General features: G+C 56.6%; 10 protein-coding genes and 2 tRNA genes. 5 read left to right on the plus strand and 7 right to left on the minus strand.

From position 1 onward, the window contains the following. Window positions 1-2: 2 nt before the first annotated feature. Both sctV and sctW read right to left on the minus strand, forming a co-directional pair. A complete protein-coding gene (sctV, locus tag GHO42_RS14165) occupies window positions 3-2096 on the minus strand; it encodes a type III secretion system export apparatus subunit SctV (protein ID WP_153326341.1) in 2094 nt (697 codons plus the stop codon). Further along, window positions 2093-3124, minus strand: a complete 1032-nt coding sequence (gene sctW / locus GHO42_RS14170; RefSeq protein WP_095024944.1) for a type III secretion system gatekeeper subunit SctW — start codon at window positions 3122-3124, stop codon at window positions 2093-2095. The genes sctV and sctW overlap by 4 nt, the downstream gene beginning before the upstream one ends. Before the next feature lie 330 nt (window positions 3125-3454). On the opposite strand from sctW, the gene GHO42_RS14175 reads away from it, so the two are divergent. After that, window positions 3455-3979 (plus strand): RNA polymerase sigma factor, encoded by a 525-nt coding sequence (locus GHO42_RS14175; RefSeq protein WP_095019668.1) that lies wholly within the window; start codon window positions 3455-3457, stop codon window positions 3977-3979. An 80-nt stretch (window positions 3980-4059) separates the two neighbouring features. On the opposite strand, the gene GHO42_RS14180 is transcribed toward GHO42_RS14175, so the two are convergent. Next, complete coding sequence (locus tag GHO42_RS14180) at window positions 4060-5277, minus strand: MFS transporter (protein ID WP_095003198.1); 1218 nt, start codon at window positions 5275-5277, stop codon at window positions 4060-4062. 172 nt (window positions 5278-5449) lie between these two features. Between GHO42_RS14180 and GHO42_RS14185 the strand changes: the two genes are divergently transcribed. Beyond that, window positions 5450-5526 (plus strand) — tRNA-Met (locus GHO42_RS14185). A 349-nt stretch (window positions 5527-5875) separates the two neighbouring features. Then, window positions 5876-7240: a glycosyltransferase family 39 protein gene (locus GHO42_RS14190; protein ID WP_153326339.1), complete on the plus strand. Its 1365-nt coding sequence runs from the start codon at window positions 5876-5878 to the stop codon at window positions 7238-7240. 75 nt (window positions 7241-7315) lie between these two features. Here GHO42_RS14190 and GHO42_RS14195 read toward each other — a convergent pair whose 3' ends face one another. The 4 genes from GHO42_RS14195 to GHO42_RS14210 all read right to left on the minus strand — a co-directional run bounded on the left by GHO42_RS14195 (window position 7316) and on the right by GHO42_RS14210 (window position 12749). After that, window positions 7316-7660 (minus strand): cupin, encoded by a 345-nt coding sequence (locus GHO42_RS14195; protein ID WP_095003223.1) that lies wholly within the window; start codon window positions 7658-7660, stop codon window positions 7316-7318. Window positions 7661-7816: 156 nt separating this feature from the next. Beyond that, window positions 7817-7892: transfer RNA gene (locus tag GHO42_RS14200), tRNA-Phe, on the minus strand. A 99-nt stretch (window positions 7893-7991) separates the two neighbouring features. Then, complete coding sequence (locus GHO42_RS14205) at window positions 7992-9392, minus strand: FAD-binding oxidoreductase (protein WP_095019670.1); 1401 nt, start codon at window positions 9390-9392, stop codon at window positions 7992-7994. Window positions 9393-9494: 102 nt separating this feature from the next. Beyond that, window positions 9495-12749 carry a hybrid sensor histidine kinase/response regulator gene (locus GHO42_RS14210; RefSeq protein WP_153326337.1) on the minus strand — a complete coding sequence of 1085 codons (3255 nt, stop codon included), beginning with the start codon at window positions 12747-12749 and terminating at the stop codon, window positions 9495-9497. 281 nt (window positions 12750-13030) lie between these two features. On the opposite strand from GHO42_RS14210, the gene GHO42_RS14215 reads away from it, so the two are divergent. Together GHO42_RS14215 and GHO42_RS14220 are read left to right on the plus strand one after the other, a co-directional pair. Further along, window positions 13031-13612 carry a fimbrial protein gene (locus GHO42_RS14215; protein ID WP_095019672.1) on the plus strand — a complete coding sequence of 194 codons (582 nt, stop codon included), beginning with the start codon at window positions 13031-13033 and terminating at the stop codon, window positions 13610-13612. A 75-nt stretch (window positions 13613-13687) separates the two neighbouring features. Further along, window positions 13688-14386 (plus strand): molecular chaperone, encoded by a 699-nt coding sequence (locus GHO42_RS14220; RefSeq protein ID WP_153326335.1) that lies wholly within the window; start codon window positions 13688-13690, stop codon window positions 14384-14386. Window positions 14387-14392 lie beyond the last annotated feature (6 nt).

Below are 14392 nucleotides of genomic sequence, written 5' to 3' on the forward strand. Positions count from 1 at the left end.
ACTCAAGACACGGCCTCGCGCAGCACACCGTCGAATTGCAGATCAAGACGCCCGAGCACCTTGACCTTGGCCGAGCCGGTCAACTCGGCGAAAGACATGACCGGCACATGGTTGAATTCATCGAACAACAGCGTGCGCAACGGGCTGCGCAGATCCTGCGCCACCAGCAATACGCTTGCGTCGCACTTGCGCGGTGCAAAAGCCTCCTTGAGCAGCGCCACAAGTTGCGTACTGTGCTCATTGTCCAGGGCAAAGAACACGCCCGATTGGGTTTGGCGCAATGCCTCGCGAAAAAGGTTTTCGCTATGGGCAGACAACAGCCAGGCATGCAGACCGTCAGCCTGACTGTACAGATGATAGATCTGCGACTTCAGGGCAATCCGCGCATAGTCCGCCAGCGCTGACACTTCGCGCTCGTGCTGGCCATGTTCGGTCAGCACTTCGACAATCAGGCGTACCGCCCGCAGGGGGACGCCTTCACTGGCCAGGCGCTGCAGAACGGCAGAGAACCGGGACAGCGGCATGATCCGCTGCAACTCTTGAACCAGCTCAGGCTGGCTGTGCTCAAGCCAGCCGAGAATCGACTTGCTCTCCTGCAACCCCAAAAATTGCGGCCCGCTGATCATCATGGCTTGACGCATGCGCTCAACAATCAAGGCATGGGCACTGAACGACTCGACGCCCTCCCGGGCCAGCAGCGGATCACCGGGGTTCAGCCATAGCCAGTCCCGTTCATCTCTTTGCTCGCTGCCTCTGAGAGCACTCTGAGGAGCATCCGTGACACTGTCCCGTGCCACGGCCCGTCGTTCATCAAAAGTCGCCTTGAGCGTGGGCACTTCGTGAACACAAAAGCGAAACTCATCCTCGGGCAGCACGTCGCTGTATTCGATTTCAAAACTGGGAAGTGTCACCCCGATACGGGTGACGATACTGTTGCGCACCTGACGAATCCCGTGAATCAGCCGCTCAGTAAGCTCCAGGCTTTGATGGGCACTGGCGAACTGCAGCAGATACGGGCGTGTCGGATCAAACACTCTCAGATCTTCGTCGCCGTTGTGTTCAGGGGCCACCTGCACTGCTTGCGCCGGCTCCAACGCCTCAGCCTTGCGGCTTCGCGACCACCAGTAAAAACCCGGCGCAAACGTACACAGGGCAATCAAGCCAAACACCGGGGCGGGCATTCCCGGCAGGGCGGCGAAGGCCAGCATGGCCGCCGATGCGATCATCCAGCTCTTGGGTTCACGGGTTATCTGCTGGCCGATTTGTGCCCCGACATGGCCGCCTGGCGATTGGTCGTCGGGGGCAACACGGGTGATGATCATCCCCGCGGTCAAGGCAATCAACAGCGCCGGAATTTGCGCGATCAGACCATCACCGATGGTCAATACCGAATACAGCGTGATGGCCTCGCCAGCACTCATCCCGTGTTGCACTACCCCCGTGGAAAACCCGCCGAGGATATTGATCAGCACAATCACCAGGCCTGCGATGGCGTCTCCTTTGACAAACTTCATGGCGCCGTCCATGGCACCGAACATCTGGCTTTCCCGGGACAACTGGTCACGCTTGTATCGGGCCTGTGCACCATCGATCAACCCGCCACGCAGGTCACTGTCGATGGACATCTGCTTGCCCGGCAGCGCATCCAGGCTAAAGCGCGCCGCCACTTCAGCGACACGTTCCGAACCCTTGGTAATCACCAGGAAATTGACGATGGTGATGATCAGAAAAATCACCAGCCCCACCGCCAGATTCCCCCCCACCACAAAGTTGCCAAAGGCCTCGACGATCTCGCCCGCATCCTGCTCCAGCAGGATCAGGCGGGTCGTGGCAATCGACAACGCCAGACGAAACATCGTGGTCAGCAGCAAAAGTGCAGGAAATGTGGAAAATGCCAAAGGGTTGGGCAGATAAAGCGCCAGCACGATCAACAGGCTGGCCAGGCACATATTGAGCGCGATCAGCACATCCACCAGCCAGGTCGGCAAGGGCACGATAAAGATAAAAACAATGCCCAGCACCGCCACGGCCCCGAGCACTTCGCCCGGGCTTGCCACATTGCCAGGGCCGTTACTGAGCCATTTGACGAGCCTCATCGAATCGGTCTCGTCAGCCCTGCCGACACCTGGACGATACCTTCGCTCTGAGTGTGTTCACCCATCAGGCTCAAAAAAGACTGCAATGCGTCCTGACGGCTTGCAGGGTCACTCCAAACGGCCAACGGGAGACGCTGAATCAACGGATAAACTTGATTGAGCAAGACCAGTTGACTGGAAAGGTTTTCGCCACCCAACTCACGACTCAGGCTTTGCACCTCATCGCTATCGATGCCCGTGCCCGCATACCCCAGCAGACGTTGCAACAGGCAGACTGGCGACAGTTCGGCCTGCCGTTCGCGGGATGACAATCGCTCAATAAACCACCGGCAACTGTGCAAAAGGCTGCTCAACTGGGTGCAGCCTTGAAGCCCGCTCAACAGAGTACGCAGCCTGATGCTCGGCACCGAGGGCCGGTGGGCGGCGATATCATCCGCCAGCGCGCGCGCCATCACGCGCAACCCGTCGTTGACCCTCTCTTCATCGAATAAAGCCAGCAAGGCCTGGATAATGCTCGGCAGTGATTGTTTGCGCACCACACTGGAGTAATACAGCGTGCGAACAGCCTGGCGCAGCGCGGCATCGCCTTCGGCTGCTGCCAGCGCCAGCGCAATATTCAGGCCCGCCTGAATTTGCCGGTCATAGCGGGTATGCAACTGTGCCTGAACCTTCTGCACCCGCTCGATATCACCTTCACGCCCTTGTGCCCGGGCCTGAGCAACCATGTACTGCAAGACAACACTGGTGCGGGCCGGGTCGTCGCCGGTCAACGCCAGCAAGGCTTCGACCCCTGAGTCTGACGCCAGTGCCAGACGAACGTGCCGGGTCAGCAGCCCCAGGCTGAGCTGAGCGGGATGCCCCAGTTGCTCATAGAGCTCGTTTAACTGCTGGATACCCTCAACCTTCTGCACCCGGTTATCTACCGTGCGCAGCACGCGCTGAGCCAATGCCTTGCTGCTGCTTTCGGCTTTCTGGCTGAACAACATGCCAACCTCTTCAGCGGCACTTTGCGCAGAAGACTGGGGCATCTGCCCCCCAACGCTCCGAGAAGAGAGCAGGATCTGCGCGGTGTCGTTTCGCCCTTCAACTTTCATAGCGCTGCCAAGTCAGGAGGTTTCATTGACCTGTGTGGTTGATCACAGGCAAGCGGTTCCCTGGCAGTAGCATTGGCATGTTTTTGAAAAAACTGGCGCACGCACAAGGTCCGCTACGCAAGATCCGGCACAACCGCGCCTGTTAAAAACCTGTAAAGCTCATATAAATCAGATGGCTATATTCGATCCGCAAATTGGCACAGGCGATGCTTGGGAGGTCCTTGTCGAAACCATTTTCGATAGCACTCACCCTGAGGATAAAAAATGGATCACCTTGATAAGGCTTCCCCCCCTGCCCCCGATTTTCTGGATCTGTCGACTGAACTTCAAAAAAAGCTTAAAGCGTTTATCCACAAGCGCGTACTGAACCCCGAAGATGCAGAGGATATTTTTCAGTTGACCTGCCTGGAGGCGTGGCGCAGCAAAGCACGCTTCAACGGCCAGGCAACGCTCAGCACATGGATGTGCGGCATTGCCCAGAACCTCATTCGCAATCATTTTCGTCGGTTGCACGCAAGGCCGGTGCATTGCGAGTTCGACGAGACGCAGTGCCATGAGCAGGACCACAGCCCCGACCTGTATGGTCAATTTGAGACTCACCGCAGGCTTGAGCTCACGCTGATTGCCTTCAACCGGCTGCCCATCGAAATGCGCGACACGTTGTATGCATCGGTGCAAAGCGGCAGCAGTTATCGCGACACCGCCAGCGCTCTGGAAATCCCTATAGGGACAGTTCGCTCACGCATCTCGCGAGCTCGCGAACAACTCAAGATGGCCACCCACTGCTAGTGCCCGCCACGGATGCTCAGAGGGGTCCATGATTGAGGGCACGCCCGGAGCAAGGCCAGGGAATGGCCCCCACTACCGACTCAGACTTTTTTCGTTCGCGGCAGCAAAATCGCCAGCACGCCGAACAACGGCAGGTAAGAGCACAGGGTGTACACATACTCGATGCCATGAATGTCCGCCAAATGCCCGAGCAAGGCCGCACCAATCCCGCCAAAACCAAACATCAGGCCGAAGAAGATACCGGCAATCATCCCCACATTGCCCGGCACCAGCTCCTGGGCATACACCACAATGGCCGAGAATGCCGAGGCCAGGATAAAGCCGATGATCACGCTGAGCACACTGGTCCAGAACAGGTCGGCATAGGGCAGCAGCAAGGTAAACGGCGCCACCCCGAGAATTGAAAACCAGATCACCGCCTTGCGGCCAATACGGTCACCGATGGGGCCGCCAAAGAACGTGCCCGCCGCAACTGCGCCCAGGAACAGGAACAGGTACAACTGCGAGGTGGACACGGACACGTCGAACTTTTCGATCAGAAAGAAGGTGTAGTAGCTGGTCAGACTCGCCATGTAGAAGTACTTGGAGAACACCAGCAAGCCGAGCACCGCCAGGGCACCGAGTACCCGCTGCTTCGACAACCCATGAGTCGCCTGCTGCCCGGCCTTGAGCTTGAACAGATTCAAATGGTTGCGGTACCAGCGACTGATGACATACAGCAGCCCGACGGCGAACAGGGCAAACAGGCCGAACCAGGCCACGTTACCCTGACCGAAGGGAATGATGATGGCCGCAGCCAACAACGGGCCAAAGGCCGAGCCGGCATTGCCACCTACCTGGAAGGTCGATTGCGCAAGCCCGTAGCGCCCGCCCGAAGCAAGCCTCGCTACACGGGAAGCTTCGGGGTGAAACGTAGAAGAGCCAATACCCACCAGGGCGGCGGCCAGCAAAATCAGCGGAAAACTGCCGACCTGAGACAACATCAAAATCCCGATCAGGGTGCAAACCATCCCGGCAGGCAACAAAAGCGGATTGGGATGACGGTCGGTGTAGTAACCCACCCACGGCTGCAATAGCGAAGCGGTCATCTGAAACGTCAGGGTTATCAGTCCGATCTGAGTAAAGGTCAGGTCATATTTGGCCTTGAGCATCGGATAGATCGACGGCAGTACGGCCTGGATCAGGTCATTGATCAGATGCGCCAGGGCCACGGCGCCGATAATGCGCATGACCAATGGGCTTGACTGAGGGGCTGGAGGGGACGCGATTGTAGTTGTTTGAGCGTTGCTAAGAGCCATTTGGGTTTCCGTACGACAGGTGAATGCGCGCTTGCAGATCCGTCAATGTGCCATTCTTTTACAAGATCTTTCCATGCAAACGCCGTAAAACCTGAAGCAATTGATAGAACGAAGATTTTTTTTAGATATTTGCTTGACACACCCCCCGTACGAGGGAATAATGCGCGCCATCGGCTACATAGCTCAGTTGGTTAGAGCATAGCATTCATAATGCTGGGGTCCGGGGTTCAAGTCCCTGTGTAGCCACCAAACGCTTGTTTACAGAAGTCTCCATGAGTCTGCAGACAGTACAAGAAGCCCGCCTAGTGCGGGATTTCTTGTGTCTGGGGGTTTCTTAATGTCTCCTCCCAAATCTCCCCGTCGCATCCTGCGAGCCCTCGGCCAATAACCTGGCAACTGCGTCCAGAAATCGCCTACCCCCTTACGTCATGACCGATCCGGATCAGTCTGCTTCACACCTGTTCGCAGCCCATGATCTGAAATGGACAGGTAGCCCCACTATTCCCTGACACTTTTAATATAATAAATATTTACTTTTTAAATCTGGGTTACCTAAAAAAAACAATGCTAGCCTGCGCGTTTTTGGAGAGCCGCTTATATGAAGGCACTTAAAGACGTCACTTTTAAGTACCCATGCTCCGTTATTTTTATAATGTCTTTTTTCCTATTTGCCGCCCTGCAATACAGGCCCGCAGTGCTCAATTACACAACACGCTTCGTCGACTTCGCCCACTATATGTTCCAGAACGGATTGACGCTTTTTCCAATCTCTGATGACCTGCAGCCCTATCCCGACTACACAGTGACCCATACGTTCCTCGTTTATCTGATTTCACTGCCATTTGGCCAAGTATCCCTTCTCTCACTGGCGACGCCTTTTTGTATTGCTGCCGCCTTGACACTGGTATTCATATACAAGCTGGGTGAACGACAGGAAAAGAAATGGGGCGCATATGGTGTTGTGTTCGCGCTATTCACCTGGTCATTTCTGGACGGCGTAAACTCCTTATCAATGGATATATACCCTGCACTTTTTACCGTGATATGTTTTTATCTGGCCTGTGCAGGAGACGAGCATAAACAAACATCCCGATTGCTGCTTATACTCGCAGCCCTGGCGCTGGGCTTTGCATTCCGTGGTCCTGTTGGCCTGATCGTCCCAGCCAGTGTAGTCGCCTCTTATTACCTGCTGAGCCGGCAATGGCGCAGGCTCGTTGTGTTCTGCCTGCTCGCCGGCCTGGTCCTGGGCGCTGCCCTTTTGCTGCTGATAGCGGCTGCCTACGCACAAGGTGGACATGCTTTCTTGCAGGAGGTATTGGTCAAGCAAGGGCTGGGGCGATTTGACAGTAACCAGGCACCTAGTTATTACTTCTACTTCTCTGCCGGCTTGCTGACCTACGGTGTAACCGTTTTTATTGCCTTGAACGTGATCATCAGAAAGGGCAAAGATTTTTTTGCACCGTCGCCTCTACCGTCGACAAGCATGCTCTTGTATCTCTCGGCCTGGTTTCTTGTCGTGGTCGTACTGCTGACAATTCCAAGTGCCAAGAAAGCGCGTTACATACTTTCAATCACACCCGCGATTTCCTTGTTAGCGGCCTATATCTTTGTAGATCGAAGCCAACGATTCGCCAACACCAGAGACAAACTGCTGAAGTTCTGCTTGAGACTACCCGTTATTGGCCTCGGGATGCTTCTGTTTGCATTTATTTATAGTCACTTTGCGGCGTCCCCTGTTCAACCGAACTACCTTGGTGCAATGACGGGCTTGATTATTCTTGCCGCGGCTCGCCCCTGGATGGAGTCACGCCTTTATTCACATCCACATCGCGAGTTTTTGACATTCTCTTTTGGGGCGGCGACTTTTCTCGTACTGGACATGTTTTTCTTTAACGCCATTACCTACCATCTGGAATTGGCCAATGAACCGACCCCCAAGTTCTTGCCTTATTGGTTTTGGTGACGCGCGCGCTCACAACGTCACCCATTACGGATTCCGCTCGAGTGAGCGACTATCAAGCAGCCGCCTGATGCGGGCTTAGTCTTGCCTGACGATATCGACTGAAATCTCCACCGCCTCAATCACTCCCCGGTTTTCAAGCCAGTGCGTGGTGTGCCTGTCTTCAGGCCAGCCCACACCCGGGCCATACTCCGTGGCGATACCATTTCTATGGTCAGTGATAACGCCGTGAAGGATATAGACGGTGCCAGGCCTGTCTGCATGGTTGTGAACCGGCCCGAAAACGCCCCCCGGCTCAATCGTCACCTTACGCATGCGAAGCTGGCGCCCTGCCATTCCCTCGATCTCGGGGCCAAGGTCGATGGTGGCCAGCAACGTGACCGTAACGCCTTTGGTCTCGGGTACTGCCTGTTCATTGCTCATCGCACCCACCTTTTCAAAAGACAAAGCCTTATTGAAAGTAAACACCCTGAAAGGCGTAACGAGTGACGAGGCGACAAAGGGATAGGCAGAACAGATTTGCTCCACCCGAAAACAAAAAACCCCCGAAGCCATAAGGCATCAGGGGTTTTGCTGTTGTGGTGCCCAGAGACGGAATCGAACCGCCGACACGGGGATTTTCAATCCCCTGCTCTACCGACTGAGCTATCTGGGCAAGGCGGCAATTAAACGTGTTTTACCGTCGGGGCGTCAAGCACGAAATAAAAAAAAGACCAATGATTACCTGCGCTTACATCACCGCCCAGGCCTGATATCACCCCTGGGGCAGGATTTTCCCCGGGTTCATCAGCCCAAGAGGGTCGAGAGCCTGCTTGACCAGGTGCATGACACCCAGTGCGGCGCCATGCTCCAGGGGCATGAACTTTATCTTTCCCGAACCAATGCCATGCTCTCCGGTGCAAGTGCCCTCAAGGGCAATGGCGCGCTCGACAACCCGCTCATTGAGCGCTTCGGCTTCAACCAGTTCTGCGGCATTGCCCGGGTCGACCACCATCCCCAGGTGAAAGTTGCCATCCCCGACATGCCCGACCATGCCTACGAAAAATGAAACCCTGGCCACATCTTCAGCCGTTTCGGCAATGCACCGGGTCAGCGCCGAAATCGGTACGCAGACATCCGTACTCCAGATCCGACCATTCGGCCGCATGGACTGCATTGCATAGTGGACACTGTGCCGGGCACGCCACAGGGCATTGCGCGCATCAGCATCGCCAGCCGCCTGAAAACCCAATGCACCATTGCTTTCAACAATCTCCCGGGTCAGTTCCACCTGCTCCGCCACACTGGCCGGGGAACCGGCGAACTCGAAAAACAGCGTCGGCGTTTCAACCAGGCCCATGTGCGAGAAACGGTTGACCGCCTGCACCGTGCGCGCATCGAGCAATTCGACCCGTGACACTGGAATGCCATATTGAATGATCGACACCACCGAACTGACCGCCGCCGCTATCGTCGGGAAGGTACACACCGCCGCGCAGGTGGTTTCCGGAATACCGTAAAGGCGCAGGGTGACTTCGGTGATGATCCCCAGCGTGCCTTCCGAGCCGACAAACAAGCGCGTGAGGTCGTAGCCAGCGGATGATTTTCGCGCCCGCCCACCGGTCTTGATCACCTGGCCGTCAGCCAGCACCACGGTCAGGTTCAACACGTTTTCGCGCATGGTCCCGTAACGCACCGCATTGGTCCCTGAAGCGCGGGTCGCTGCCATGCCCCCCAGGGTACTTTCACCGCCCGGGTCGACCGGAAAGAACAGCCCGGTGGTACGCAGTTCGGCATTCAGCTGCATGCGGGTTACCCCGGCCTCCACAGTGACATCCAGATCATCCGGGCGCACGGCGATGATTCGCTGCATGCGGCTCAGGTCGATACAGACCCCGCCCCGGGTAGCGCCTACATGGCCTTCCAGTGAAGTGCCACCACCAAAGGCAATGATCGGCACTCGCTGCGCTGCGCAGAGTTTGACGATGGCCGCCACCTCGGCCGTGGACTCGGCGTAACACACCGCGTCCGGCGGCAAGGTCGGGTGGTATGACTCACCTCGGCCGTGTTGCTCGCACTCGGCTCGGCCAGTGCTCAGGCGCTCACCGAGCAGCTCGCGCAGGGCATCGAGCAGGGTGGGCATGGGAGAAGCGTGAAATGCAGGGTTAGAGGCCATGGAAACGTCCATATTATTGTTGGGAGGGACGATTCCAAGGTACAACAAACGGCCACTGTGATCACCGGCAGATCCGCAAGCCCGCTGAACGTGGCCGTAACGTTACTGGCTGCCGGGATATAACGCCCCGTCAACCAGCCTCGCGACCACCCTGCGCAAACGTTCGAGCAACACCTCATTGGCCGCGACCGAGACCGGGTTCAAGGGCTCACGCAACAAGGCAATTTCGCACTGATTGCAGGCCTCAGCCAAATTGACAGCGCCCACCGTGGCAAAAGAACCGTGCATCCGGTGCACATAACTGATCAGTTTCGAGGTATTGCCCTGCTGCAACGCCAGCTGAGCCTGCGCCAGATCCTCCTGCATGGTGGCGATAAACAGCCGATGCATGGCTGGCGACAGGCTGATCCAGTCTTGCAGATCATCCGTCTGCAGGGGTGCATCGGGGGCATCATGGACGCCAACAGGCAGCTCGGCAGGCGCTGCGCACAAGGCGGACAAGGTCTGGCGTAATGTGGTCAGGCTCAGGGGCTTGACCAGCCATACATTCATTCCCGCTTCCAGGCAGCGCTCCCCTTCTTCACGCAGGGCATTGGCGGTCACACCAATAATCGGCACCCGCGGGTCAAGCTCACGCAAGCGGCGCGTCAGCTGATAGCCATCGAGTCTGGGCATATTGACGTCGGTGATCACCAGATCAAACGACGCTTCCTTCCAGCGCGACAGGGCTTGTTCACCATCGTCTGCCAGCGTGACCCGAACCCCCAGGGCTTCCAACTGCTCCCTGAGGATCTCCTGATTGACGGGGTTATCCTCGGCGACCAGAACGTTCAATTCCAGGTTTGCGGCATAGGGCACCACACTGGCGGACGCCTGGGGGACAGCCCCATGGGCGATCTGCATCAGCGTTCTGCCAATGGCGCGAATATCATAGGCATTGACCTCCCAGCCACGGGCAGTTCTTTGCGGCTGGCTGCCCCCCGACTCGGTCGCCAGCAGCCGCTCACCTTGCCAGGGCACTGTCAGCGGTTGGTCAGGGTCCAGATCCAGCAGGATTGCAGGGTAGTCGGGAGGAAGCGCTGCCGGCATAACCTGGGCGCGAGCGCCCCAATGGTTTAACCAGTCTGCCAGGATCTGCCCTATATCATTGCGCGCAGCGCGCACGTAAACACGGACCCCCTCAAGGTCGATATCGGCACAACTACCCAGTGAGCCGGCGATAACCGGTAAGCTCATATGCAACGAAAAGCTGCTGCCAAGCCCCGGTTCACTGACCACCCGCAAATTCGCGCCCATCATCTCGCTCAAGCTCGCACAAATGGACAGGCCCAGCCCCGCACCGCCTGCACGTTCGCTGCCACCCACCTGGGAAAAGGGCTTGAACAGGCGCGTCAGTTGCCCTTCGCTGATCCCCACGCCGGTATCGGAAACCTGCCACTGCAACGCGGCCTGCCCTTGTTCGATGCCTATCACCTTGAGCCTGAAGACAACCCAGCCGGTGTCGGTGAACTTGATTGCGTTACTCAGCAAATTATTGATGATTTGCCGAATACGTACCGCATCGCCACTCAACAATGGCGGCAACTGCGCGTCGGCACAGGCAAAAATCTTCAAGCCCTTATTGCTCGCCGCGGCTGAATAACTGCGCACACAGTCTTCAAACAAGTCCAGCGGACAGAAGGACTTGGCCTCGACAGCCATTTGCCCGGACTCGATCTTGGAGACGTCCAGCACATCACTGATCAACTGAAACAACACCGTAGACGACCGCTGAATGGTCTGCAGGTATTCACGCTGGCGCTCATTCAGAGACGTAAGGCCCAGCAGTTCAAGATTGCCCAGTACCCCGTATAGAGGCGTACGAATTTCATGGCTCATGGTTGCCAGAAACAGAGTTTTGGCTTTGCTCGCTTCGTCAGCCGAACGCCGCTCCTGCTCCATCAGGTTGGCGTCATCCACATGCCGGGTGACGTCGTTGAAACCACAGAGCACCACGTTCTTGCCCTTGTAACGGGTAAAGACAAAACAGGCCTGCAGATAGCGCCCCGCGACTTCCAACTGGACCTCTCCCAGTTCGTGCTCACCATAATCGCGCTTCAGCAGGGCAATCAGTTCAGGGGTACCCTGCCACTCATGCGCCCTCTGGTTTTCCAGCAGGATCTCTCCCGTGCTGCGCTCGACCACGCACAATCCCACGGGTGCGCTGTCGAGCATGGCCCGATTGAATTCTTCGCTCTCGGCCAGGGACTGGCTGGCACGCTGGGCAGGTTCGATGATTTGCTTGCGGTACCAGCGGTTGAAGCGCCAGCCGATCAGCCCAAACAATACCAGCAGGCCCGCCGCGCCGGCCAAAGGCCATTTGGCATAGCCAAAGAAGTTCTGATAACTGATCGCGTACAACCCGACCCAGGGCGTGGCCCCGCCCGAACTCAGCTTGAAGCGCAGACCATCGCGGGTAATGCTCAAGCCCAGGGGCAGATCCTCGACATCCCCGGCGTCCCCCAGCAATACATCGCCGGCAGGCAAGATCAGGGTCAAACGGCTGTTGGTGGGGTGCATCAGCAAGCGCTCCAGATCACCGATATCGCTGACGTCCAGTAACGCGTTCAGGATCACCAGGTCATTGGCTTCAGCCCCCGGTGGCATGAAGTTGCGCGACAGATTCAGCCCGACGGCGCCGACAATGTACTTGCGCTTTTGAATCAGGTCCTGCGGAGCTTTTATCCAGATCAGTTCATCACTGCCAAGGGCATGGCGATGCACCATAAGTTCATCGTACAAACGTTTGGTCACATCGAAAAAGTTGCTTTTGAGCAACAGGGGGGACTGCCGCGTGCCCTCAATACCGGGCACCGCAATAGTGAATTGATCGCTGGGGGAAAAAACAAATACCTGCGGCGCCACATAGTGGGAATCGGACCAGTAAGCCGTGAAAAGGTCGGTCAACTGCACACCGAGCGAGTAGACGCCCTGCATTTCGGTATGGGTGAACTTGTCTCGCTGGCTCACCGTAAAGGGCAATGACTTGGCCGTGTCACGGTTCTGGAACAAGCGCTCATCGCCCTGACGGATCAGTACCTCGTGCGAGTGCGGTTGGCTATCTATCAGCAGGTTTTCATTAGCCTGACTGTAGCTTTGAACGGCAATATGCAAAAAGGTCTCATGCTCATGAATGCTTTCCATCAGCCGCGCGAAATGAAAATCCGTCTTCTCGCCCTCCTCCTTCAGCACTCGATTAACCGCCCAATAGCTCATGCTCACCAGCAGCAGGGCAAACCCGGTGAGCAGGAGCAATAGTTTGTTAAGTCTGAGTGAGCTCAGTGCCAGCGCACCGAGACGTACCTTAGCTTGCTTCATGATTTAGCGCCGTCGATGACCTGGGAGGAAATAGGCAAGCCTGTTGCTAGCCAAAGGGTTACACATTGCACTATCCGCCAGCCCCCACTGCGCTCGCCACGAGCCTTGCGCCGCCACTTCTGCGCCCTCGAAATGGCCTGAGCAAGCCGAACAGGAATTGTCTGATGGGGATTCTCCTCTGGCAATTGCATCCTTTGCATCACCTGCCGCGGCGAGCCGTTGGCAGGGGGGGCATTAAATAATGGAAATCACACATCATTGGTTTGTAGAGGGCTTCTCTCATGTTTCATAAATTTGGCAAATACACCGCGCTTTGTGGCTCTTCGCTGCTGATCGTAATGGCTGCTGCTACCGCTCAAGCGGCTGATGGTCAGGTTGAATTCACCGGCACTATCAACGACAACGCATGCACCATCAACAGCGAAAGCGTTAAAAAAGCGGTTGATATGGGCCAGGTCCGTATTGCCGACTTCCCTAACACTGTAGGGGCTGTCGCCACTGCTGGCGCCACACCATTTTCGATCTCGCTGGAAAACTGCAGCGGCTCGACCCTGAAAAACGCCTCCATCAAATTCAGCGGCCAACAAGCTGGCACTGATGCAACCGTGTTGGGCATGACCGGTGACAACCAGGTACCCGGCGTTGGTATCCAGATCAACGACGCGCGCACCGGTAACAAGTTGCCACTTAACACGGCCAGCAACGATTACGTTCTGCGTCCGCAGTCCAACACCTTCGACTTCACCGCATCCTATGTTCGCCTGGTTGCCGACACCGCAGCTTCGGGTGAGACCCCGGGTGTGCGTGGCATCGGCACCGGTAAAGTCAATGCATTGGCCAGTTTCGACGTTACCTACAAGTAATTTATGCATTTAACGAAGAGCTCGCGGTTGATCGCGATTGATCGCGAGCTCTGGCGTTAACCAGAGGACATCTTAATGCGTTTAAAAGTTGCAGCCTTTTTGGCACTGGCAGCAAGCTTCTGGCTGCCCCAGGTTCATGCAGGCGTCAACGTGGGTTCTACGCGCGTTGTGTATCAAAGCAAGGAGAAAGAAGCCAACCTTGCACTTTCAAACTCGGGTGATGACGGTGTGCCGTATCTCGTGCAGTCGTGGGTCAGCCCGTTCGATGACCGCGACGCCAGCGCCGATGAGTTTATTGTCACACCGCCGTTGTTTCGCCTGGATGCCAAGGGCCAGAACCTTCTGCGCATCATTGCCACCAACGCTCAGAACCTGCCCGATGACAAAGAAAGTCTGTTTTTGCTCAATGTCAAAGCCATCCCGGCCAAGAGCGAGGAACAGCGTAACCAGAACGTGCTGCAAATAGCACTCAAGACCACGATCAAACTGTTTTATCGCCCCGCCAACCTCAAGGGCACTTTGCCCGAAGCGGTGGAGAAACTGCAGTGGCGGGCTGAAGGCGGAAAACTCACGGTGCATAACCCGTCGGGTTACAACGTGGTGGTCAGCGAATTGCTGATCAACAACAGCGCCAGCAAAGGCATGCCCGAGGTTATCAAGCCCGGCAGCACCGTCACCACTCCAATAGCGCTGAAAAACAGCGACAGCCTAGAACTTAGCTACATCAACGAGTACGGCAGCACAGTCAAGGCCGCACCCGTTACCCCACATTGATCACTG

The sequence above is a fragment of the Pseudomonas sp. FSL R10-0056 genome (genome assembly GCF_009600105.1).
GTDB classification, from domain to species: Bacteria; Pseudomonadota; Gammaproteobacteria; order Pseudomonadales; family Pseudomonadaceae; genus Aquipseudomonas; species Aquipseudomonas bubulae.

Bases quoted from the DNA above. Each gene is read 5' to 3' on its own strand.
- sctV (WP_153326341.1), bottom strand. From the start codon at position 2,096: ATGAGGCTCGTCAAATGGCTCAGTAACGGCCCTGGCAATGTGGCAAGC.
- sctW (WP_095024944.1), bottom strand. From the start codon at position 3,124: ATGCCCCAGTCTTCTGCGCAAAGTGCCGCTGAAGAGGTTGGCATGTTG.
- GHO42_RS14175 (WP_095019668.1), top strand. From the start codon at position 3,455: ATGGATCACCTTGATAAGGCTTCCCCCCCTGCCCCCGATTTTCTGGAT.
- GHO42_RS14180 (WP_095003198.1), bottom strand. From the start codon at position 5,277: ATGGCTCTTAGCAACGCTCAAACAACTACAATCGCGTCCCCTCCAGCC.
- GHO42_RS14190 (WP_153326339.1), top strand. From the start codon at position 5,876: ATGAAGGCACTTAAAGACGTCACTTTTAAGTACCCATGCTCCGTTATT.
- GHO42_RS14195 (WP_095003223.1), bottom strand. From the start codon at position 7,660: ATGAGCAATGAACAGGCAGTACCCGAGACCAAAGGCGTTACGGTCACG.
- GHO42_RS14205 (WP_095019670.1), bottom strand. From the start codon at position 9,392: ATGGCCTCTAACCCTGCATTTCACGCTTCTCCCATGCCCACCCTGCTC.
- GHO42_RS14210 (WP_153326337.1), bottom strand. From the start codon at position 12,749: ATGAAGCAAGCTAAGGTACGTCTCGGTGCGCTGGCACTGAGCTCACTC.
- GHO42_RS14215 (WP_095019672.1), top strand. From the start codon at position 13,031: ATGTTTCATAAATTTGGCAAATACACCGCGCTTTGTGGCTCTTCGCTG.
- GHO42_RS14220 (WP_153326335.1), top strand. From the start codon at position 13,688: ATGCGTTTAAAAGTTGCAGCCTTTTTGGCACTGGCAGCAAGCTTCTGG.